General features: G+C 46.5%; 16 protein-coding genes. 5 read left to right on the top strand and 11 right to left on the bottom strand.

The annotated features are described in order from the left end of the window. Nucleotides 1-41: 41 nt before the first annotated feature. The 5 genes from M1P97_RS02285 to M1P97_RS02265 form a co-directional block, all read right to left on the bottom strand. The gene (locus M1P97_RS02285) at nt 42-848 is read right to left on the bottom strand and encodes a helix-turn-helix domain-containing protein (protein WP_249388280.1); all 807 of its coding nucleotides are present in this window, start codon (nt 846-848) and stop codon (nt 42-44) included. Nucleotides 849-1,323: 475 nt separating this feature from the next. After that, the gene (locus tag M1P97_RS02280) at nt 1,324-2,433 is read right to left on the bottom strand and encodes an alpha/beta hydrolase (RefSeq protein ID WP_249388279.1); all 1,110 of its coding nucleotides are present in this window, start codon (nt 2,431-2,433) and stop codon (nt 1,324-1,326) included. Between the two features lie 55 nt (nt 2,434-2,488). Next, nucleotides 2,489-2,743 carry a hypothetical protein gene (locus tag M1P97_RS02275; RefSeq protein WP_249388278.1) on the bottom strand — a complete coding sequence of 85 codons (255 nt, stop codon included), beginning with the start codon at nt 2,741-2,743 and terminating at the stop codon, nt 2,489-2,491. 306 nt (nt 2,744-3,049) lie between these two features. Further along, entirely contained in the window at nt 3,050-4,051 is a 1,002-nt protein-coding gene (locus M1P97_RS02270; RefSeq protein WP_249388277.1) for an aldo/keto reductase, read from the bottom strand. Nucleotides 4,052-4,080: 29 nt separating this feature from the next. Beyond that, nucleotides 4,081-5,031 (bottom strand): aldo/keto reductase, encoded by a 951-nt coding sequence (locus tag M1P97_RS02265; protein WP_249388276.1) that lies wholly within the window; start codon nt 5,029-5,031, stop codon nt 4,081-4,083. Nucleotides 5,032-5,503: 472 nt separating this feature from the next. Between M1P97_RS02265 and M1P97_RS02260 the strand changes: the two genes are divergently transcribed. Further along, nucleotides 5,504-7,123 carry an ATP-binding protein gene (locus tag M1P97_RS02260; protein WP_249388275.1) on the top strand — a complete coding sequence of 540 codons (1,620 nt, stop codon included), beginning with the start codon at nt 5,504-5,506 and terminating at the stop codon, nt 7,121-7,123. Nucleotides 7,124-7,152: 29 nt separating this feature from the next. Next, on the top strand, nt 7,153-8,742 hold the full coding sequence (locus M1P97_RS02255) for a hypothetical protein (protein WP_249388274.1): 1,590 nt from the start codon (nt 7,153-7,155) through the stop codon (nt 8,740-8,742). A gap of 17 nt (nt 8,743-8,759) precedes the next feature. Here M1P97_RS02255 and M1P97_RS02250 read toward each other — a convergent pair whose 3' ends face one another. Genes M1P97_RS02250 through M1P97_RS02230 form a run of 5 tightly spaced genes read right to left on the bottom strand, consistent with a single transcriptional unit; the run spans nt 8,760 to nt 16,451 of the window. Next, a complete protein-coding gene (locus M1P97_RS02250; protein ID WP_249388273.1) occupies nt 8,760-10,757 on the bottom strand; it encodes a PL29 family lyase N-terminal domain-containing protein in 1,998 nt (665 codons plus the stop codon). Between the two features lie 19 nt (nt 10,758-10,776). After that, nucleotides 10,777-12,831 (bottom strand): FISUMP domain-containing protein, encoded by a 2,055-nt coding sequence (locus tag M1P97_RS02245; protein WP_249388272.1) that lies wholly within the window; start codon nt 12,829-12,831, stop codon nt 10,777-10,779. A 12-nt stretch (nt 12,832-12,843) separates the two neighbouring features. Beyond that, nucleotides 12,844-14,895 carry an FISUMP domain-containing protein gene (locus M1P97_RS02240; RefSeq protein ID WP_249388271.1) on the bottom strand — a complete coding sequence of 684 codons (2,052 nt, stop codon included), beginning with the start codon at nt 14,893-14,895 and terminating at the stop codon, nt 12,844-12,846. 11 nt (nt 14,896-14,906) lie between these two features. Then, nucleotides 14,907-15,701 (bottom strand): porin family protein, encoded by a 795-nt coding sequence (locus tag M1P97_RS02235; protein ID WP_195372775.1) that lies wholly within the window; start codon nt 15,699-15,701, stop codon nt 14,907-14,909. Nucleotides 15,702-15,740: 39 nt separating this feature from the next. After that, entirely contained in the window at nt 15,741-16,451 is a 711-nt protein-coding gene (locus M1P97_RS02230; protein WP_229058491.1) for a helix-turn-helix domain-containing protein, read from the bottom strand. Nucleotides 16,452-16,937: 486 nt separating this feature from the next. On the opposite strand from M1P97_RS02230, the gene M1P97_RS02225 reads away from it, so the two are divergent. Beyond that, on the top strand, nt 16,938-18,410 hold the full coding sequence (locus tag M1P97_RS02225) for a RimK family protein (protein WP_195372777.1): 1,473 nt from the start codon (nt 16,938-16,940) through the stop codon (nt 18,408-18,410). A 4-nt stretch (nt 18,411-18,414) separates the two neighbouring features. Next, entirely contained in the window at nt 18,415-18,873 is a 459-nt protein-coding gene (rimI, locus tag M1P97_RS02220; protein ID WP_195372778.1) for a ribosomal protein S18-alanine N-acetyltransferase, read from the top strand. Between the two features lie 23 nt (nt 18,874-18,896). Here the strand turns inward: rimI and M1P97_RS02215 are convergent, their stop codons facing one another. Continuing rightward, the gene (locus M1P97_RS02215) at nt 18,897-20,888 is read right to left on the bottom strand and encodes a glycoside hydrolase family 97 protein (RefSeq protein ID WP_195372779.1); all 1,992 of its coding nucleotides are present in this window, start codon (nt 20,886-20,888) and stop codon (nt 18,897-18,899) included. A gap of 123 nt (nt 20,889-21,011) precedes the next feature. On the opposite strand from M1P97_RS02215, the gene M1P97_RS02210 reads away from it, so the two are divergent. Then, nucleotides 21,012-22,748, top strand: coding sequence for an SGNH/GDSL hydrolase family protein (locus M1P97_RS02210; RefSeq protein WP_249388270.1), 1,737 nt, complete (start codon nt 21,012-21,014; stop codon nt 22,746-22,748). The last annotated feature ends 21 nt before the right edge of the window (nt 22,749-22,769 follow it).

Here is a 22,769-nt window from a genome sequence, read left to right as displayed (position 1 = left end):
AAACTGCGATTTTTACTGATTATATAAGAATAGAGAAATAGCTATTCTCTGTAATCTGATGGTTTGACACCTAAATTTTGCTGCACATAGCGGCTGAAATAGGCAGGCGACGAAAAACCGAACATATCGGAAATCTGGACGAAAGTCAAGGACTTATCGCGGAGCAAGCGGGTAATGTCGAGTATCGTATAACGGTTGATCCAGTAGTTGGCGGCATATCCGCTTACTTTTTTAGAAACCTCCGACAAATATTTCGATGTAACACACAAGCAATCGGCATAATAGGTTACTTCCCGATGTTCCCGGTATGCACCCTCTTCCAACATTTTCAGAAAACGGTTCATGATGGAGGCGTTCTGTGTTGAGATGTCGCTCTCACCATAAATACGTGCATGGAAATCGAAAAAATCAAGAATGGCTGTTTGCATGGCATTTATCAGCACCTCACGGTAAAAGCGATGCCCCGTGTCTTGAATACGGAGTTCCAGCAAGTCGAAATCGCGGCGACATACAATTTGCTGTTCGGGCGTCAGGTGCATGATGGGATTGAGAAAAAGTGCCAAAGCACCTTTCATCCCATAGTTACTTTGTGGCGTACACAGTTCTATAAAACCGGGCTTCGCATAGATTATTTTACACTGAAAGTCATCCGATGGTTGTATATTTTCTATCATTTTTCTCTTGAGGACGATAGACAAGTCCCCAGCATGTAATTCAAAATCCCGTTTGTTGAAACGGTAACGGCACGTTCCTTTCAAACAAAGTAAATGAGCCAGATACTCCTCTTCGGAATCTGTACTCACAATGCCGAGTCTGTCGGCAACAATTATATCCTTCTGATATTCCATGCCATATCTCTTTAATTCCTTAAATGCAAAAATAATCATAAATACGAAATAAACTTGCAATCGCACCGACAACGATTGCAAGTTTTACCGTTTTAACAGTATTGCCAACGGGTTATCGTATGATATGAATCGCTCGCAACCAACTCTCCACTCCGCCTGTATTTCTTCCGGTCGTTCCGAATCCCTGCAAATGTTTGGAACCGGGGATAAGCTCCACGATTTTGGCAAGCGTTTCCTCCCTATAAGTCGATGCGTAAGTACAGAACGGGACGATAGCCGGAAGTGAGTGCCGTACCGTTTACCAATTCATCGAAATTGAGAGCTTCGTCGCCACAAAGAATAGGTCGGATTGTCGGTTGTCGCCCAACAGATGCCGAACTCCTTTACCGCTTGCGTTTCGCCACAAGAGTTCAAAGCCCCGCAAGGAGGCTTACAACCATATAGATAATTGCTTTTTTCATTATGAAGCCACAGATTAAAGGTTCTTTCCGAAAAATTCCGTCAGCTTGCTTGTCGCTTGTTCCACGTATTCCGGTACATAGTAAGTCTTGATGTGTGTTGCACCGGGAATAAGGAACAGCTCCTTGTTCTGCGTTCCTGTCGCTTTGCTGTAACACAGTTCGGTCATATAGAACGTATCGGCAATGCTTCCTGCAATCATCAGCAACGGTTGATTGATAAGATACATTCCCTCACTCGCATCGAAAGCCATAAGTTCCACAAGACTGCTTTTAGTGTAACGGAATGTGGAGTTGGGGTGTGCATGGCTTTGGAGGTAATACTCATACCCGTCCCGATAAAGATCGAACGGAAGTTTTGCCGCCTGTTCCGGCGCCATCCCGCTCATATCGCCGACATATACCGGTACTCCGCCCTCGGCTTCACTCTGACGGGCTGCACAAGCATCGGCAAGACGTTCCTGCACTTCGTTGATTTGCGAATCGAGGAAACCGTTTCGGCGCACGAGTCCCGTGTTGAACATGCTCAATGTAGCCACTGCCTTGAAACGTTTGTCTGTCTGTGCAGCCTTCAGCGTATAACCGCCTCCACCACAGATGCCGAGAATACCGACGCGATTTGCATCCACACCCGGATACTGCGCCAGAATATCGGCGGCACGGCGGATGTCCTCTATACGATAAGCAGGTTTGTCTGTGTTGCGCGGCTCTCCCTCGCTGGCTCCTTGATAGGCTGCATCGAAGGCGAGGCAGATATAGCCTGCCTCGGCCATACGCTGGCTATACAGCCCGGCAACCTGCTCCTTCACCCCTCCGTTTGGGTGGGCAACAACAAGAGCCGGATAGCTTTTCGCGGTATCGTACCCTGCCGGGGTATAGACATTGGCAGAGATTTTCAGTCCGTTCAAGTCATAAGTAATGGGATGAATATTTACTCCTCCCTCTTTGTTTTCTGCGATAGCGTCAGCATAGACCAATCCGAACGGATTGTCATTGTGACTTTTGATTGTTTTAGCGTCCACATAAGCGAACGGCGTTTTCTCTTTCATTTCCATATTCTCCTGTGCATTTAATGTATTGCATACAGCCATTGTCGCACACAATACAGTCGTAATTGTCTTTTTCATTGTTCCTTAATATTTTATTGCAAAAATACGGTAAAGACAAGATACTGGTCTTATGTTATTTACGGTAAGAAGTACCATTTTTACGGGTATAGCCCATTTCGCTCAATGCAATAGCAAGCGGAAATCCCTCCGTAAGTTGTTCCATTGCCTCGACCTGTACCAATGTTTCATGATAGGCCGAATCGTCCGTTCCGCTTGCCGCCCAGATATAAAAGCCCGTACCGGCGTGTGGAGATTGGCGGATGTGTGGTAACGGCTTTCCACTATGGGGATAAGGTCGTTTACAAGTTCTTGCGGCAGAGCTTCGCAATACGGATCAGCATCAACATAGTTCGATGTCGGATTGCCGTAATTGTAACTGGGTGACACGACGATAGTGGGAGCCATATCGCCATTCTCGGTCATATGATCGAGCAACTTGCGCAGCAGGCTGTTCTCATCTTGGAAAAACGAAGCTGCCGTGCCGTAATGCCCATGTACAAAATAAAGCACGTTGTAGCGTCGATCGCATCCACATCACGCCGTGTTCCGCTTCGTAGGGAGCAGTCCAGCGTCCGTCGATCAGTCGTCCATCGACGGAGCTCATGATATGGCATATTATTTTCGGTTTCATACGTTACTTCTTTATAGGTGATCCTCCGAATACTTCGCTCATCTCCATTGCATCGAGAGCCGAGTCAATCGCCTTTACCTCCTCGTCCATCAGGTGAATATCCGCCGCACCTATGTTCTCTTTTAGCCGGTACAAGTGGCGTGTGCCGGGAATGGGAACGATGGCCGGACGTTTGTTCATCATCCATGCCAGTGAAATTTGCGAGGCGGTAGCCCTATGCTCGTTCGCCAACTGTTCAAGCAAGGAGAAGAGCGCACGGTTCTTCTCGAAACTCTCCGGACGGTACTGCGGCATCGACGCACGGTAGTCGGTCTTAGGGTCAAAAGACGTGTCGGCTGTATAACGGTTGGTCAGCAGGCCGTTGGCAAGCGGCGAATGTGCCACGAAACCGATGCCGAGTTCTTCGACAACGGACAGTAGCGGCTCGTGCCAACGTGCCATCATCGAGAATCGGTTTTGTATTGCCGTCACTGGACAGACATGATGGGCACGGCGCAGGTATTCTTCCGTTGTTTCCGAGATACCCCAATGCAGGATTTTACCCTCACGGATAAGATCTTTCATAACCTCCGCTACCGCTTCCGGTTCGATATTCGGATCGATACGGTGCTGATAATAAAGATCGATGTAGTCGGTTTGCAGACGGCGGAGCGATTCTTCCACCGAATGACGGATGGTTTCGGGGCGTGCATCGGGTATCAAAGCGTGAGGGCCAGCCGCTTCGGATGTGTCGAAGGTCAAGCCGAACTTCGTGGCGATAACGATATGGTCACGATAAGGACGCAGGGCTTTCCCCAACAGCTCCTCGTTATCATGCGGACGGTCGGCAGTACCATAGATTTCTGCGGTGTCGAAAAAAGTATAGCCCATATCCACGGCATCACCGAGAAGTTCCGTCATTTCCCGCTTGTCAGCAGGCGCACCGTAGGCGTGGCTCATACCCATGCAACCCAAGCCCACTGCGGAGACTCGCAATCCACTTAATCCTAATATTCTGTATTCCATTGTGTTTATAGTTTATGATTCATAATCCGTCAATCCGGTAGTTGCATCTTAAGATACACCTCAGCCTTTTTTCCGAGAGGCATGTTGAAAAAACGCTTATCCTTGTTGAGCGAGCGCATCTGTGCCATCTCCGCATCACTCAATTTGAAATCGAAAATACCGATATTTTCTTTGATATAAGCAGGATTCGTAGCGCCCGGAATTACCGAAAAGCCTTCCTGTATATGCCAGCGCAGGATAATTTGCGCCGCACTTTTGCCATAAGCCTCGGCTATTTTAAGAATGGCCGGATCTTTCAGCAAAGCCCCATTCGACATTGCGCCGCCTAAAGGAAACCAGCATTCGACCAAAATACCATACGGTTTTACTTTTTCCCTCATTTCCAACCGTTGTGCATAGGGATGACATTCGATCTGGAGTACAGCGGGTTTTATTCGGGCATTGTCCATAATAGTATGGAACACCTCGTCACTTGCATCAAAATTGCTGATTCCGAGCGCACGAACCTTACCTGCTTCTACGGCTTTTTCCATATCCTTCCATGCGCCTACAAAATCTCCGACAGGCTGATGCACGTATAGCAAGTCTATGTAATCGAGCTGTAAACGGGACAACATTTTATCTATGGCCTCCAACGTCTTGCCTTCACCGTATTCGGTAGGCCAAAGTTTGCTCGTAATCCATATCTCTTCACGAGGGACACCGCATTCTTTAACGGCCTCCCCGACACCACGCTCGTTCATATAAGCATGAGCCGTATCAATATGCCGATACCCGTTCTTAAATGCCACGAGACAAGCTTGTTTGCAGTCTTCCACGGATGCCATGAAAGTACCGAGTCCGAAGCGTGGCATAAAGATTCCATTATTCAATTGTACCATAGGCACATTGGCGACAGTTACGCGGGTATTTTGCCCGAAAGACGGGGTGTTCATAAACGAGAGCAACCCCAAAAACAATACGATAATTTTCTTTTTCATATTTCTTAAAAATTTCATTTGTTCTTCGACCTTGCAAAATTAGAGGGAACTTTTCAGCAAGGCTTTACAAGAAATTCGGTTGAAACTACACTTATTTCGGTTTTTGCATCCATCCGATACCGAAGCGATTAAGGTTCAAAATCATTTTCCGGAAAAATGGTAATTCGAGCCGTATTTTTTGTTCCATCGGTATGAATGGACGTATCTAACGAAAGGTTATCCTGCTTTGAAAATCAGAAAAGGGCTTCGTCTGCCTACTTTTATCCCAGTTGATTGCGGTAGTTCTTTGCGGAGTCGGTCTGATTTCTAACAGAATTCTAATCACTGCACGCACGCCTTGTTTATTAAGAAACATTGCATCGCAAATTTTACGTACCCCATCAAAAACAGGCTTCAGCCGTTTCCGGGCTACAACTATTCAGATCAGCCGTATGTTTTACTTATGATTATATAATGCATAAACAGTATGAATATGAAAAACTCTGTAATTCTCTTAACTGTAATTCTTGCATTATACTCCTGCACAGATGAAGGTATAGTACAAGAATTATCTCCCCCCGGACGACCCGACGAGGGAGTTGTAGTCCCCCGCAAAAGCAGCCTTGTCTGGCTCAATGGCACCGGTAGTGAAGCCAAAGAGCTGGCAGACGAGATGCAACGCGTAAACAATTACGACCAGGTTCTTTCATTCAACGACTTGCCGGGAACGGACAAAAGTGCCACGCTGACCACCTGGGCGGCAGACAGCCTGAAAGATATCACCGTTATTGCTAATGTAGCCGATTTCATGAAAGGAACATACACCAATGAAATGCTACAGGATATCCGCCACGATAATCAGGGAGTGATACTGATTGCCAAAGACGGTAACAGCAATGATGTGAAAAGTGAAATGCTGACCCTTTTCGGTATCTACGTAGACAAAGGGTATTACTGCGTCAGTTTCCCCAAAGAACAATACTTCGACTTCTACTGGAAGGACGATCCCGACGCAAAGAAAAAGCTATGCGGCATCAAAACCGTGAACAGTTCTTTCACCCGCGGCGGTACAAGCGATCCTTCCGATCCGGAAGTAACCAACCGGGCGTATCACACACTGAAAAGACTCCGGATCAACAACCACATGCACATCTACACGAATCATTACGATTACCGGATGACCGGTTACGAATCGCTGGACCCCTATGAGGCACAAACAGAATACTTTAAACCCAGAAGCGATAAATCCTATGATGCCGTAGTAGACAGGGAATGGATTGTGGATGCCTACAACCTCCGCGTCTATTCCCCGACAAGCGGCGACAACCTTCTGGCTGTATACAACGATGGAGGAGCAGGCTTCCTAAACCGGATGGACAGCCGCTACTTCATGATTGAAAACCCACCTAAGAACGATGTAATCGGTCTTATATGGGGATTACGCAACAATGCTTACAGCAAAGTAAGCATACGGGAAGAATCAACATCGGCCCTTAACCTGAACCTCGTGCATTTTGCACCGGGACTCCCGCAATCGGAGACAGGTATCACACATGGCTTCACCCGCAGCATCGGCTTCGAGTTGGGCTTTAAGCCTGAACTAAAAGGCGATTTCCGCTGGACGAAATCCATCACCTACCAGTTAATGGAAATGACCCGGGAAGTATCCCGGAATATCGGAGATACGCAAATGGATTATAAATGGGTATGGTATCCCGAAACCCTTTTCCAGGGGAGCAAAGCGATGAAAGACGATGGCATGATCAACGGCGAGGCGATGGTTTCTCCCATGTGGAGCGAAATACTCTGGGACCAGGTAGGGAAACCTCCGGTAAAGAACGTTTTCTGTGATTTCAACAATGATCCCGGTTTCAACCAGAACCTGCTGAACTACCAGCAGGAATGTGCTGTCATCACAAAAACGGAAGGAGCATCGGCCGGACTCGTTGCAATAGATATCACCGACGGCGTAGTACTGCAATTAGGGGGAGCTTCGTTTTGCGGCTGGGGTTCCGAACAGAAATATCCATTCCCCTACAGCTCGACAATGCATGACCTGACAGTAGATGTAAACAGAAAAACAACTGTCTGGATAGATTATAATAACTGGTAATAAGTACGATCACCCTAAAACAAAATAATATGAAAACGAACATATATATATTATTTCTGCTCTTGTGGGCTATGTTGGCCGCATGCTCGCAGGATACCGGCGATGATGCAGGCGGCAGCCCGGAAGACGGACCTCCCCCCAAAGACGTAATACTCGTCAGAATGGGCGACGGCAGCGAAGCTACGGACGTGGCAAACCGTTTGTATAAAAATATACCCAGTACCTGGCATATAGGTAAAAAAAGCATTTTGCCTTACGATCAGATACAGGGCGACAAAGAAGCCAGACTGAACGAACTGGTAAAGGACAACAGCATCTATCTGACGGTCATAGTAGATATTGACGACATTCAGTCGGGCAAATACCAGATATCCCTGTTTGAAAATCTGAAATATTACAAACGCGATTTCTACGTTATTGCCACTAACGAGAATCCCGGTCTTCAAAAGGCAATGCTGGGTCTGATAGGCGTTTATCAGGCTCCCGGATATTATGGGATCAATTACGACAACCTGCAACGTTACCGTATTTTCCCGGCTGCCGATCCGGCAGCCAAAGATCATATGATAGGTGCGGGAATGGTCTCTTTTGCCCATAACATGCTGGCATCGTCTACCGGCAAAGACAACGGAACCGACCCCGACGATCCCGACGAGATGTACAACGCCCAGATGGCCGATAAGGAAGCACTGAAACATATCGAGATATACGATCGCATGTATGGTTATGCCAAAGGCGATGGCATGGATTATTCCGTCGAAACGGCCGAATACATGATGAAGGAAGGAAAGTCTCCGGATATAACCATCGACAACCACTGGACGATAGATGCTTATAATTTCCAGATATACAGTAAAAACAACAACTGTATAGTCAGTGTCTACAACTCGGCCGGCAGCGGATTTTCGTGTAACGTAAAAGACTATACAACCCCTAAATCCGCAAACGTATATGCCTATATATGGAACCTGATGACAGAAGCATCCAGTGAAGTGACGGTACATGCGGACGGGAATGTATTCCGTGAGATCTCATACCAGCCGCAAACGGTAAATCACGGAACGACCTATTCGGAATCGTCCTCATGGCAGGTATCCGTAGGTGTTTCCCCCTTCAAGATGGATAAACCCTGGGAAGCCTTCAAGGCCAGCTTTGCCAAAGAGTCGAGTACTTCGATTTCGTATAAGACGGCAACAATGGATCTGGCCAGCAAAGGGCAGATGGGCGACGGACTCTACAGTAAACAATGGCAGTTCGTTCCGGGCCAGTTCTACGACAAACAGCCGGCCTTCGTTTACGAAACTTCCGACAACCTGCGGGTGATCGATGCCGTACAGGCCATGACCCCCAACTATGTAACATGGGGCGGATGGACACTCAGGCAGGACTATCAAAAGCATATAAATAACAGCATGTCATTATTTCAACAGCAATGTATCTATACGCTCAGTTCCGACAGCAATCCGGGAGTTATCAGCGTAGCCATCAAAGACGGGGTCAAACTACAAAAGACGGAAGTTCACTATAATTGCGGAATACGATACGGACACCAGTCCTCAAATGCCGGAATGAATGTAACCAAAATGGTCCTGATAGATTTCGGCCAGTGGGACCGCTGACCGAAATTTATCATCGCTTATTCGCGAATGCAACGGATACTGAAGCCGTTTACACGGGAAAATAAAGCGTTGTTGAGAGACCCGGAGTCTGGAGTATCATCGGGATAATCTACCTGCTCCGGGTCTATATAAAGAGCCCAGCAATTTGAGCCGTCGATACTGTTGAACCACCAGTATGCCAACTTGTCTTTTTCTTTAAAAACAGCCTGGTCATCCCTTCTGCCTCCGGGACTTCCGATAAAGCCGGCTATTTTCAGTGCCCTGGCTACTTTGGTATTTCCCAGATAGTTTCTTAATTTATCCCAGTCGGCCAGATGATCAGGTACTTTCCAGCCGGAGACGGGAGATTCTGATGATGCTAAAAAATGACGGCCATTATATAATACGCCATACTGTTCGCGCACATATTTGTTTGCAGCATCGGCACCATCCGGGAAGCCATAGATTGCACAACCGGCTCTTCCGTTTTTCCATTGGTCTTCTGTCAGATCAGAGGCTATTGCCTGCCCCTGTCCATCCGTCAGCGTTCGCAGATTTTCGGCCATCCAGTACTGGGAGCCTATTTTCATTATCTTGTAGGCATTCCCTTCGTAGTCGGTAATACGGCAAGGAACACACCCCAGGCTGTTGTCTCCGGTATAACCTAAATAATTGCCGGTGAAGAAGTCTGTGCCATTTTCCGTGAACAGGCTGGTAGCGGCAGGATCGCTGCCGGCGGTATATTGCAGGGTTTCATAGTCTATCGAGCCGCCGTTATCCAACACCAGGCCTTTCCCGGTACTTTGGTTGTAGATGTTATGCGGGTAGAAAACAATAGCCGGTTTTCCGGCATCGAAAGAGTATCCGGGGATAAATTCGTGGCAGAGTTCACCTACTTTCACACCTTCAAACAAAACCTCGAAAACAAAGGAGGCAGTGGTTGAGGGAGCCTTCAGTTCGTATAGCATAGTCACTTCCAGGGGTAGGGTTATGGGTTGGTTACCCGCTGTAGGCAAACTTAGCGTGGATGTTCCGGACAATACAGGATCAGAAGCTCCGGCAAGAGGGGCAGTAATAGTAATTGTTCCTCCTGTTTTCGATTGATTATACAATGCGGATATAGCCCAGCCATTCAGGGGAGTACAAACCGGAGACTGGTTATTGTCTGTTCCGTCGCATGTAAAGGCGATTTCCTTTGTTTCGCCACGGCGGAAAAAAAATACTCCTTCGACTTCCAGTTTTGCCCCTGCAGCTCCGATCCACTCCGGAACTTCGAATGTAGTCCCGTCAGCCAGATTGAATAAAATGTATCCATTACTTTTTTTTACGCTCTCAAATAACGGGTCTCCATCCTCTCCTTTTGCCTGGAAAGAATTACCAGAATCGTCCGTTATTTCGACAGGGCCGGTTCCCGTATCTATTGTCCAGTTGCCGGCGGCATTGACTCCAACTACCGGTGTTATGCCGTCTTTACCCTTTGCCGTCACCTTTTGTCCGTTATCATCGAGGATAAAGTTTTTCTCCTGTGACCCGACGGATACTGCCCAGTACCATTCACCGTCTGTATCCTGCTTCACGGAAACCAATGGAACAACGCCATTCTCACCTTTATCGCCCGGCTGACCGGATTGTCCCGGATTACCCGGCTCTCCCGGAGCACCATCGTTTCCGGGAGTACCATCGCTTCCATTTTCGCCGTCATTTCCGGAAGTACCGTCGGCACCGTCTTCCCCTTTTACGCCATCGTCCCCTTTGGCACCGTGGCGGATCGTAATGGTTCCCGCTTTAGCGAAAGTAATCGTGTAGCCGCTACCGTCGGTAAGCTCTTTGAAGCCGGTTACATAGTCGCCGCTCTCCCCGGCGTCTATCAGTATTTTTAATGCGGTGATACTTTCGTTCATCTCCCCGCACATTTTTTCGAGACCGGCTGCCTGTTCTTCCATCTCAGCCTGATATTTGTACACCTCGTTCATCTCCTTCTGAACGCAGGAGGAAACGAACAGGCAAAGCAGTAATACTTTTATGATCTTGTTCATGTCTTTGCTTTTCATATTCTTAATTATCATTTCTTATGCAACGGATGCTACAGGCTTCGCCCAAAATCTGGTTTATGATCGCATTATAAGCTACAGAACCGGATTTATAGGTTATCAGCATGCGATATTTCACATCGGTAGTCCACCACTCTCCGTTTGTCTCCGATGCCCCTGAGCTACCATTACCGCCATCCACATAATTACCCGGCAAAGCGGTAAAGCCGGTGATGTTATTGCCTGCAACACCGGGAGCATCGGGTAACCAACTACCCGGCTCATTGCCCGTCGCCACCGACTTTAATTTGCCGGCATCATTATTCACGAAACTAATCAGAACATCCATTTCATCTTTGGAGGGTATATGCCAGCCTTTGGGCGTCACATCGGCAGACAGTACGAACTGATTATAGAGAACTCCATATAAATTACGGTATTTCAATGCTCCGGGTGCGTTTGCATCTGTTGCACGATCGACCTGGCAAGCCATGAGTGAATTTCCGCATTGAACCATCCAGTCCAGGGAGGTCGTAAATCCGGTAGGTATCGGAGTGCCGTCGTTGAGCGCCGTCGACTTCAGGTTTTCGCCCATCCAATATTGAGAGCCTATCTTAACAGTGCGATAACTGTAGCCCTGTACATCGGTTACCAGCGAGGCGCGTATACCGCTTGTTCCTCCGGCTGGTTCTCCGTCTTTGCCCGGTTGCCGGAATGTAAAGTTGCTACCGTCTTCCGTCAGTATGGAGTTTGAAACAACAACAGGAGTCACAGGAGCCATATATCCCGTCCCGTCATGCCGGATTGTGGCACCGTTCTCTATTACTAATCCGGGGCCGTAACTGTTGGTACGGGTATCGTAAGGATAGACTACCGTTGCAGGATTCCGGTCCGAATAGTCCGGCAGATACTCCCGGCATACTTCTCCCACTTTCAGGCCATGCAACAGCAGGTCGTAGACATAGGAAACAGAAAAAACCGGTATTTCAAACTTATAATATAAGGTTACAATGATCTCTGCACGTATCTCCTCACCTGCCGAGCTTTCTCCCTTTATTACAATAGTTTCCGAAGCGGGAAGAAATCTGTCTCCGGCTGCCGGAGCTTCTACAGTTAAAATACCCCGGCTAGTATTTTCGGTATAATGAACCGTTGACTGCCATTGCCCCGAAACATGTGAAACTGTCCGTATATTCTGACAACTGAACGATAGATCAAGTATCTTGCCTCGTTGAAAAAAGACCGGGCCAGATTCCAGAAATGCGAGGCTCATCTGTACCTTTTTAGCCACTTTGTAGGTTGTGAAGTCTGTCATCGTGAATACTACATAGTCCGGATTGCTGTTGTCAATGGACAAGAAGATGGAGTCCTTGCCATCCACGGCTTTTGCCAGAAGTTTATTTCCGTCATGATCGTAGACCCAGTCTGTCTTATCATTCATGGTTTGTTGCCAGTAGTACTCTCCGTCCGTATCTTTGGCAATACTCATTTTAGGAGTGATGCCGGGGGTTGGTGAAACCGGCAGGCGATTTCCTTCCGGATCGAGCAGCCAGTCAGCGGGAGTATTTCCAATACTGACAGTCCAGTAATAAACACCATCCGCAGGATCTTTGGCAGCGCCCATTAGCGGAGTATCGCCCGGAGGTCCTTTCTCGCCATCGGGACCGTCAGGACCTCCGGGACCATCCGGCCCCTGGGAACCGCCGGATCCGTTTTGCCCGTTATTTCCATTCTGACCGTTCTGTCCGTCTTGCCCGTCATCGCCATCGGCTCCGTTGTCTCCTTTCTCTCCGTGTTTAATAGTGATAGTTCCGCCTTTATGGAAAGAGATGGTATAGCCGCTGCCATCCGCCAAGTCGGAAATACTTTCTATGTAATCGGAAGTACTTTCGGCATTGACGATAGAGTGTAGTAAAATCAGCTCATTGTTTGCATTCGTACACCATTCGCGGATATTTCCGATCCGCACATTCAGCTCCGCTTCACGGCGCAATGCTTCATTCATGTCTTCTTTCATACAGCCGCTAACGAGGGTAGTCAACAATGTACACAGTATAATATAGATTCGGTATCTTTTCATGTTGTTGTCATTTTATTTTTTCAGAAGGCGGATATGGTATCCGCGAGCGTTATTCTCACCGCTGACTAACTTCAGCTCAGTATTTGTCGCACTCAGCATCATTACAGAGTAGACATCTTCCTGCGATGAGCCCGTCCACCAGTAACCCTGGTTGAGCAAAGCAGCAAAAGTTCCGTTTGCATCGCGATAACCGCCCCCCCGTGCAGTAAAACCGGTGAGGTTGGAAACATCCGGGGTAGTGCTTGTCCAATGTTGGGTGCCGGATTCTTTCAACACGAAAGCCTCCCGGCTTGAGAGAAAGTTCTTCAAAACGGAGACATCTTCGCTCCTGGGAAGTTTCCACCCCGGTAGAATTACTTTTTGTACGGCATTATAATTATAAAGCACCCCATAAGTCATTTTATCATTCCGGGCAGCCGGGTCTTTCGCATTCGGATAACCGTAAACAGCACAGGCTCCGTCTCCATCTATACCTCCGCCGCCGGCACCGCTACTTGTCCAGTTGCTACCCGACAAATTTGTGTCGATGGGCTTACCATCGGCATAAGTTAAGGTCCTAATATTTTCCGATGTCCAGTATTGGGTGCCGATCTTTACAACCGAATAGGTATTCTTGTCCGTATCAGTAAGAAATTCAGGTTTGAAGCCGTCTCCCAGATCCGGTTTGGTTCCGGTGCGGGTTTGTTCCGTGTAATAGCCCGTACCGTCTTCCGTATAAATACTGACGGAGGCCGGAGACTTATTACCCGAAGTATAAGTTACGCCATCATGACTAATCCGGCCACTATTCTCCAGAATCAATCCTGTTGCGTATTGTCCACCGGAATACGGATAAATAACAGTTGCCTGGCTATTAGTCGAATAGGCGGGGATATATTCGCGGCATATCTCTCCAACCTTAACGCCTGCCAGGAGAAGATTATAGACAAAAGAACCTTTAAAGTCGGGTATCTGCAACTTATACAGCATGGTAACAGGAAGAAAAGCCTCAATAGTTTCGCCGGTACGACTGACTCCGCTAAGTTGTACGACCCCGTCGGGATCGGCAAGCCTGTCGGTTATGGGAGGGGCGGTCAGGCTGAGCGAACCGGTTGACGGATCGCCTGTTGCATTCCATCCCCTGGGTGTGCTGATATTCAGTTTACTTTCATCTATCCCCGTACAGGTGAAGTCTACAGTCTGTCTTTCATTCCTTCTGAAGAAAAGAAAATCGGAAGTCAGGGTAAAAACGATACTCCCTCCTCCTCTGGGTACTTTGATTTTTGTAATACCGTCTATCAGGGTGAATTCAACGAAATCCGGATTACTATAATCTACAGATTCGAATTTTGAAGGGATTACAGCATTTTCCGCATGTGCTTTCACCTTTTCTCCATCCACCAGCAACCATTCCTTCGGTCCAGAACCTATTTGTTGCATCCAATAGAAACCGCCTCCATCACCTCTTAGCTCTTCAATGCTAAGCCGGGGAGTCGAGCCATCGGCAACTGTTGATTTTGCTTTTACTCTGTTTCCATCGCTGTCTTTCAAATATTCTACCGGAGCGGAACCTATCTGTATAGTCCAGTAAAGTTCATTATCGTCGGGGTCTTGTATGATCCCGACGACGGGACTTTGCCCCGGATCGCCCTGTTCGCCTTTATTACCACTGCTCCCATCCGGCCCCTGGTTTCCAGATTCACCGTCTTTTCCGGGTTCACCGTCAGAACCGTTCGTACCGTCCGATCCATTCTGACCATCGTTACCCGGCTTACCCGGATCACCGGCAGGTCCTTTATTTCCGTGTCGGATCGTAATCGGATCGCTTTTTGAGAATGACACAACATATCCGCTGTTATCCGGTAGCTCTTTTACTGAGGTTATGTAGTTTTTATCTTTACCAGCGTTTACGAGAACTTCCAGATCACGTATGTCTTTGTTTATTTTATTACACAATTCAGTCAATGCCTGCAACTGTTCTCCCTGTTCCTGTTGTCGGTTCAGCAGATCGTTCAGATCGACTTCTTTGCAACAGAAGAAAAGAGGCAACATCAACAGAAAGAGATATAATCTATTTATAGTCATAACCGTAACGTTTATTTATGAGTGAAAGAGGTTCTTCCTGTTTTCCAGATCAATGCTATGCCTGTACTTATCATGAAATGGTCTTTCGATTTAATGAGAGTATATATACCATCCATCTTGTTGTTGTTTACCCAGATTATCCCCGTACGCAGTTGCAGGTCGAAAAGACGGGATGCACTATAGCGAAGGGCCAGATTACCTCCCAAACCGATATTCAATTTATCTGTAGATACACCTTTCAAGCGGCTTTTATCCGCTTTTACATACAGATCCGGCGAGAAGTGCTGCATATAAATTGCCGGACTTAGCAGAACCGTCCAACGGCGTTCCCTGGGAACGGTCGAAAAGAGGTTGCTGAGATTAATATTTGCCTGCAAACCTATATTTATATACTGCACCTTAGAATAAATATCTTTGTATGCCCAGGTTGGAAAAGCCTGCCCTACATAATAAGTCATCCCTCCCTCATCCACCAGGTAATCTGTGGCATACGACTTTGAGCCGAGTTTCGTACCTCCTGTCCCAACAGCGAATTCCAAACCTATTTTGTGATTGAAGCGATAGCCAGCAAAACCTCCGACCTGATAACCCAAGTAGGTTTTGTCGACTGAAAAGGTAGTCAGGTCACCGAAGAGAAACGGTATCCCGTATTCTACCCCGAAATACCAACGAGCCGGTTTGTTATCTATACTATTAGTCTCTTGCCAACCTGCACTTTGAGCATATCCGGTTGCAGACAAACAACAAATTAAAAGCGATAGTATTTTTTTATACCAGGCTTTCATAACATAATTCACTTTCATCATATTATTTGATTTAAGTATTAATAATTGAGATATCTGTGTTTAATCCATTATATTTAGCCTCTTACGCAATTCACCCGGGGTATATCCATATTGGCTTTTACAGAATTTATTGAAATGCGAGTAAGAAGAAAAGTCAAAATCATCGATGATTTTTGCAAACCCGTCACCTTCAACTGTCATATTATAGATAATCTGCTTTGATTTCTGATTAAGTATCCAGCGATAAGCCGAGACTCCGAACTGCTCTTTAAATTTTACCCGGAACGTGGTTACCCCATAACCCAGAAGCGAGGCCAGTTCATTTATGGTTTTCACCTTCATATAGTTATTAAAAATCTGTGCTTTGAAAACGGAAGTAGCATCGGTAAGCATACCGAAAAAACCGGCCATTTCATCCTTTCTATAAAATGTTTTCAGAATATGAAATAATTCTTTCTGCTTTGTTTCGAAAAGGATATAATCGTATATCTCTTTCTTTAAATACTGGGAGATCAATTGTAAAAAAGAGTATAGAGGTTCAACAATACTCAATACCTGTATATTAGAGTTCTGTTCTATTCCAAAACGACAAATGGTTTGGAACATGGCAAGCTCCTGAACCAATACGCTTTCAAATGAAAATACGAGAATATTCGCATCTGTCTCTATTTCGAAGATATAGTCCTCTTGCTTCTTCAGATAAAACATGTGTAATTCGTTTATCGTTTTCAGTTCTTTCTTCCTGAAATAGATTTTTACAGATCCGCTCATAATAAAAAAAATAAGGTTATTGTACAATGCAGATTGGGTTATAGTCTCTCCTTTAGGTATTTCGAAAATACTAAACCCTGTTTTCAAACCTTGATGCCTTAATTTATCGTCCTCTTTTTTTGCCGTATAACTTCTCATTTTGTCGTTATCCTGTTTTGTTGTTTAATAAAATTCAATGGGTGTATCCTTTTATATATACAAAAAAAGAGCTTTGAAGGCAATTCGTTTGTACACTTTCCATCTTTTTATTTATACAAAATATCAAAAATGATATTGATGGAAGATCTTGTATAAAAAAAGCTACAAGTAATACTACCTGTAGTTTTCATTTACGCAAACTGTTATCTTATTACGACCTTCTTTTATTCCCTAAATGAGGGTAGAGGGTATTTACAAACAATTTTATATTCCCCAGATTATAAAAGGATTTATTAGTATTACAGATTGATTTATTTAGCTATTTTTGCGCACTTATTTATATTCATCATGAATAATGTACTAATTCTGTTAGACAGCCTGAATGATTGGAAACCTTATTATAAAACCAGTAGCATACTGGCTGTTTCCGATTATTTGAAGAACAAATCTCTCCAGAAAGAAAAGGGGAGTAAGTTTGTAATTAACCTTAGCAATGACTACAGTTATAACTCGGAAGGGTATTACTGCTCATTACTAGCTCAAACCAGGGGACACAAAGTGATCCCCGGAGTAGATATCATCAACAAACTGGAAGCCGGAGCAGGTGTCCGGATGGATCGGAATTTACAGAAACTCTGTTATCAATGGATACAGAAGAACAACATTACCGACGAGATCTGGAACCTGAACATCTATTTCGGCACTTGTAAGGAAAAAGGACTGGAAAAAATAGCCCGGTTCATTTTCGAGAACTATCCGGCTCCCCTGTTAAAAATCAGTCTGAATACCCGTCCGAAGAACCAGATCGAGAGCATTCAGTTCCTATCACTGGAACAATTGGATGATGAAGAGCAGAACTTCTTTGCTGAAGCGCTCGACCGTTTTAATAAGAAAGTATGGCGTGCCCCGCAAACCGTGAAATCAGCCCGCTACAGCCTGGCCGTATTATACGACCCGGAAGAGAAATTCCCTCCCAGCAACAAGCAGGCGTTGAATAAGCTGCTGGAAGTGGCAAAAAAAATGGATATACATGCCGAACTAATCACCGAAGAAGATGCTACCCGCCTGATGGAATTCGATGCATTGTTTATCCGTACAACGACTTCGTTGAACCACTACACTTTCCGTCTGTCGCAACTGGCGAAGCAAAACGGGATGGTAGTGATCGACGATCCATTATCTATCATCCGGTGTACCAACAAGGTCTACCTGAACGAATTATTTGAGAAAGAAAAGATACCGGCTCCGCTGTCTATGTTGATCTTTAAGTCGAATGAAAATACATTCGAACAGATCAGCGAACAACTAGGTTCGCCTTTCATCCTGAAAATCCCGGACGGCTCGTTCTCTTTCGGGATGAAGAAAGTAACCAATGAGATAGAGCTGAAAGCGGCACTTGATCTGCTTTTCGATAAATCGTCGATCCTTCTGGCACAGGAATTTACGCCGACCGAATTCGACTGGCGAATCGGTATCCTGAACGGAGAACCGTTGTTTGCCTGTAAATATTATATGGCAAAAGGGCACTGGCAGATCTATTGCCATTATGATTCGGGAAGAAGTCGGTGCGGACTGGTCGATACGCTTCCGATTTATCAAGTCCCACGTAAAGTACTCGACACAGCAGTCAAGGCAGCTTCGCTGATAGGCAAAGGATTATATGGAGTCGATATGAAGATGGTCAACGACCGGGCTATGGTTATCGAGATCAACGATAATCCGAGTATCGACCACGGGATTGAAGATGCTGTACTGGGAGATGATTTATATTATCGTATACTGAATCATTTCGGTCGTACACTGGATATGAAACACTTCTAAGGATATGGAGAAAGAGTTGGAAATCAGGCAGGCAGTCCGTTCGGATCTCGATTCTATACTGGAAATAGAAACAATTTGTTTCGGTGCGGACAGTTTTTCAAGGAGACAGTTCTTATACCTTATTACCCAGGCAAAAGGGATCTTTTATGTTGTTACGGATAAGGGGAAAGTGATTGCATACAGTTCGTTGATATCGAATGCCCGTACTCATAACCTACGTATTTATTCCATAGCCGTTCATCCGGATGCCAGAGGCAGGAAGTTAGGACAATTACTGATGGAAAAGGCGATCGGGTTTGCCCGGTCGCATCAACTCAAAAAGATCACACTGGAGGTAAATGTGACCAACGAAGCCGCTATCAGTCTTTATCTAACAAACGGATTCGAGCCCGTCCACATAATTTATAACTATTATGCGGACGGTTCGAATGCTTATTATATGCAGAAGATGGTTCAGACCTGACCTTTCTTCCAATCTATAATTGATTATTTACAGATTTTGGCAGCATACCCTCCGCCCGGAGCCATCTTGATTTTCAGCTTACGATCAGCCGGGACGGGGATGATCTCTTTTTTGTAATCGCTGGCAGCACGGTCGGCATTGATGCCATCTTTAAACAGTTCCAGCTTGTAATCGCCGTCACCCAGGAAAGAAAGATCCAGCTCCAGTTCACGTGGTTCCCAGTTGGTGAGGACACCCACATACCAGTTGTCGCCATGTTTGCGAGCCATTGCTATATATTCGGACACTTTTGCATCGAGCACCTGGGTTTCTTCCCATACGGTGGGGATAGCTGCTATAAATTCCGTACATTCCTTTTCACGCATATAATTCGTCGGATTGTCGCACAGCATATTCAAAGGCGATTCGAAGATCACATAAGTAGCCAACTGGCGGCAACGTGTCCCCTGACTCATCGGTTCGGAATAAACCGGACGGTAGTTCTGACGGATCGCATTACGCATAGCCCCTTGTGTATAATCTACCGGACCGGCCACCATACGGATGAACGGGAAAGTCACATCGTAAGTAACCATATCATACGATTCGGGCGACCACTTCATTTGCTCCAGTCCGTTCACACCTTCATAATTGATCACGTTCGGATAGGTGCGCTGCAACCCGGTCGGTTTACAGATCCCGTGGAAGTCGACCAACATATTATAGCGGGCACAAGTCTCCGCCGAACGATACAGGAAGTCAATTATTTCCTGATCATCACGATCCATAAAGTCTACCTTGAAACCTTTTACCCCCATATCGGCATAATGTTTCACCACATTTTCCATATCCCGGTCGAAGGCATAGTAACCGGCCCACAGGATAATATCCACATTCTTCGATTTAGCATACGATACAATCTCCTTCAAGTCGATTTCCGGGATCACCTGCAATAAATCAGCTTTCAGGTTTACAGCCCATCCTTCATCGAGGATCACATATTCGATGTCATGGTCGGCAGCGAAGTCGATATAATATTTATACGTTTCGTTATTGATACCGGCACGGAAATCGACTCCGGAAATATTCCAGTCGTTCCACCAATCCCAGGCAACCTTACCCGGTTTGATCCAGGAGATATCCTTTATACGGGAGGGAGCTGCCAGGCGATATACCATATCGCAATCCGCCAACTGCTTGTCGTTTTCCGAAACAACGAACACACGCCAGGGGAAAGAACGGTTTCCTTTCGTCTTGGCTATATAATTTTCGCGTTCCTTAACCAGCATCTGCAACTGGTTATGTCCGCCTTGCTGTTTTACCTTCGGATACGGGGCATGGACTGATTTCAAAGAAGGCTTATCTGTCGTGTTATTCAGGAACATACCCGGATAACTTTCGAGGTCGGCCTCTGTGATACAAACTTTCTTTCCATTTCCGAGATCGACCAGGAACGGCAGGATCAGCAGGCGTTTGTCGTTCAGCTTGGTGATCGGTTCGTTATGATAAGGTTGCTCGAACGAATTGGAGAACTGTTCTTCGAAAGTCGGCTTGGTGCTGTTCACATAAGCGGCGAAGGTCTTATGGTCGGTAGAGAAGTTATAGGATGCTTCTTCATCTTTCACAATCATATCTCCTTTTTTCTTCGTCACGAAACGATAGGCCATACCGTCGTTATACAGGCGGAACACGATACTGTAATCGCCACGGAAAGCGATCGTCATCTCATTATATATATCGCTTACTTCCGATTTCTTATAAAACGGCGACGGGATCGACTTATCGACGGAGCCTTTCGTCACTTTCGAAACCTTAGGGTTGTCACCTCCCAACACTTCGCCGGTCTGTAAGGTCATGGATATGGCAGAAGGAGCCAGCACCTCCGTCCCGTCATGGTTCAATGAGAACTCTACATTATCTCCAACTGTCACTACAGTGTGCAGTTTCCTGTCGGGCGACTGCAACTGATAACTTTTCTGCGCCAATAAAGGCATGCTTCCCAACAACAGGAAAGTAAGCAATACTTGTACTTTCATGGTATCTAATTTTTTGTTTTTAACTGAGGCAAATATACACGAATAAACGAAAATAAAAATTCCAATTTTGTATTATCTTTGTCAATATCGTATCAAAAGCATCATAAACAAATAGATCGACGTATGAAAAGACTGTTGAGTATCTTTATTCTATGTATGGTATGCCTCTCTGCCGGGGCAGAATGGAAATGGCAAAATCCGATGGACGCAGGTTTCCCTGTGATCCAGAACCAGGGCTGGCCCGATGAGATCGGACAGACCTATGTACGCCTGCCCGACCGGGCAAAGGCCGAAGTCAGGGAACCGCTTTGGAACCTTTCCCGCAACTCTGCCGGACTGGCTATTCATTTTTACTGCAACTCCCCCCAGATAACCGTACGTTACCAGGTAAGCGGCGGGTATGCTATGCCACACATGCAATCGACCGGTGTATCGGGGCTCGACCTGTACAGCATCGACAGCGAGGGCAAGTGGAGTTTCTGTTTCGGTAACTACTCATTCGGGGATACGATCCGATACAGCTATACGAACCTGGGACAAGACAAGTTCCATAACCGTGGGTTTGAATACAGGCTCTACTTACCTTTATATAATAGTATCAAGTGGATGGAGATCGGCACACCGGAAGGGACCGAACTGACTTTCATTCCTCAATCGCCGGAGAAGCCGGTCGTCCTTTACGGTACTTCCATCGCACAGGGCGCTTGCTCCTCACGTCCGGCTATGGCGTGGGCGAACATCCTGCAACGTACCCTGGGCTATCCGCTGATCAACCTGGGATTTTCCGGAAACGGGCAGTTGGAAAAAAACGTATTGAATTACGTCATCGAACAGGATGCCCGCATCTATATCCTCGACTGCCTGCCTAACCTCACCCAAAAGACCGATCAGGAAGTAACAGACCTGGTGATCGCCGCCGTAAAACAGATCCGGGAAAAACGGAACGCCCCGATTCTCCTGGTAGAACATGCCGGTTACAGCAACGCACCCAGCGACCAGCGACAATACGAATCGTACACCCGCCTGAACGCCGCTTCACGCAAAGGATACGAAACCTTATTGCAGGCCGGTGTCAAAGACCTGTATTACCTGACACACGAAGAACTGAACTATCCGCCCGATGCCTGGGTTGACTACGTACATCCTTCCGACCTCGGAGCCACCTACCAAGCGACAGCCGTTGAAAAGAAAGTACGCGACATCCTCCGGCTGCCGGTAGGAGACCGCCCGACGACCCAACCTGTTACCCAACGTCGCGAACCGAACAATTACGAATGGCAGACCCGCCATCGCGACATATTGAAGCATATCGAGCAAAACCCGCCCAAAGCCGTCATCCTCGGCAACTCGATCACTCATTTCTGGGGAGGAGAACCGGCAGGACCGAGAAGCAGCGGCGCAAAAAGCTGGAAGAAGATCATGGAACCGGCCGGATTCCAAAATCTGGGATACGGTTACGACCGTATAGAGAACGTACTTTGGCGCATCTACCACGGTGAGCTGGATGGATATGAAGCGGATAAAGTTGTCCTGATGATCGGAACGAACAATATGGGAATAAGCCCGGACAAAGATATTGTAGAAGGTCTGCGTTTCCTCATCAGGGCTATCCGTAACCGCCAACCGAAAGCGACGGTCAAAATGATCGGTATCCTTCCCCGCCGGGAACACGAGGATTGGGTGAAAAACATCAACCGGCAAATCCGCACAATGGCAAACGAGGAAAACTGCCTGTTCAGCGATGCCGGAACCACCTTGCTCCTGCCCACCGGCAAGATCGACGAATCGCTTTTCAACGACGGCCTGCATCCGAACGAGAAAGGATATCAGTTAATAGCAAAAACAATAGCCGAGGATTAAAGCTACAGATATAAAGACAGT

It is taken from the genome of Parabacteroides leei (assembly GCF_023369805.1).
GTDB classification, from domain to species: Bacteria; Bacteroidota; Bacteroidia; order Bacteroidales; family Tannerellaceae; genus Parabacteroides; species Parabacteroides leei.
The sequence above is the reverse complement of the archived record's forward strand: the minus strand, read 5'-3'. Positions and strand labels throughout refer to the sequence as shown.

Bases quoted from the DNA above. Each gene is read 5' to 3' on its own strand.
- M1P97_RS02285 (WP_249388280.1), bottom strand. From the start codon at position 848: ATGGAATATCAGAAGGATATAATTGTTGCCGACAGACTCGGCATTGTG.
- M1P97_RS02280 (WP_249388279.1), bottom strand. From the start codon at position 2,433: ATGAAAAAGACAATTACGACTGTATTGTGTGCGACAATGGCTGTATGC.
- M1P97_RS02270 (WP_249388277.1), bottom strand. From the start codon at position 4,051: ATGGAATACAGAATATTAGGATTAAGTGGATTGCGAGTCTCCGCAGTG.
- M1P97_RS02265 (WP_249388276.1), bottom strand. From the start codon at position 5,031: ATGAAAAAGAAAATTATCGTATTGTTTTTGGGGTTGCTCTCGTTTATG.
- M1P97_RS02260 (WP_249388275.1), top strand. From the start codon at position 5,504: ATGAAAAACTCTGTAATTCTCTTAACTGTAATTCTTGCATTATACTCC.
- M1P97_RS02255 (WP_249388274.1), top strand. From the start codon at position 7,153: ATGAAAACGAACATATATATATTATTTCTGCTCTTGTGGGCTATGTTG.
- M1P97_RS02250 (WP_249388273.1), bottom strand. From the start codon at position 10,757: ATGAACAAGATCATAAAAGTATTACTGCTTTGCCTGTTCGTTTCCTCC.
- M1P97_RS02245 (WP_249388272.1), bottom strand. From the start codon at position 12,831: ATGAAAAGATACCGAATCTATATTATACTGTGTACATTGTTGACTACC.
- M1P97_RS02240 (WP_249388271.1), bottom strand. From the start codon at position 14,895: ATGACTATAAATAGATTATATCTCTTTCTGTTGATGTTGCCTCTTTTC.
- M1P97_RS02235 (WP_195372775.1), bottom strand. From the start codon at position 15,701: ATGATGAAAGTGAATTATGTTATGAAAGCCTGGTATAAAAAAATACTA.
- M1P97_RS02230 (WP_229058491.1), bottom strand. From the start codon at position 16,451: ATGAGCGGATCTGTAAAAATCTATTTCAGGAAGAAAGAACTGAAAACG.
- M1P97_RS02225 (WP_195372777.1), top strand. From the start codon at position 16,938: ATGAATAATGTACTAATTCTGTTAGACAGCCTGAATGATTGGAAACCT.
- rimI (WP_195372778.1), top strand. From the start codon at position 18,415: ATGGAGAAAGAGTTGGAAATCAGGCAGGCAGTCCGTTCGGATCTCGAT.
- M1P97_RS02215 (WP_195372779.1), bottom strand. From the start codon at position 20,888: ATGAAAGTACAAGTATTGCTTACTTTCCTGTTGTTGGGAAGCATGCCT.
- M1P97_RS02210 (WP_249388270.1), top strand. From the start codon at position 21,012: ATGAAAAGACTGTTGAGTATCTTTATTCTATGTATGGTATGCCTCTCT.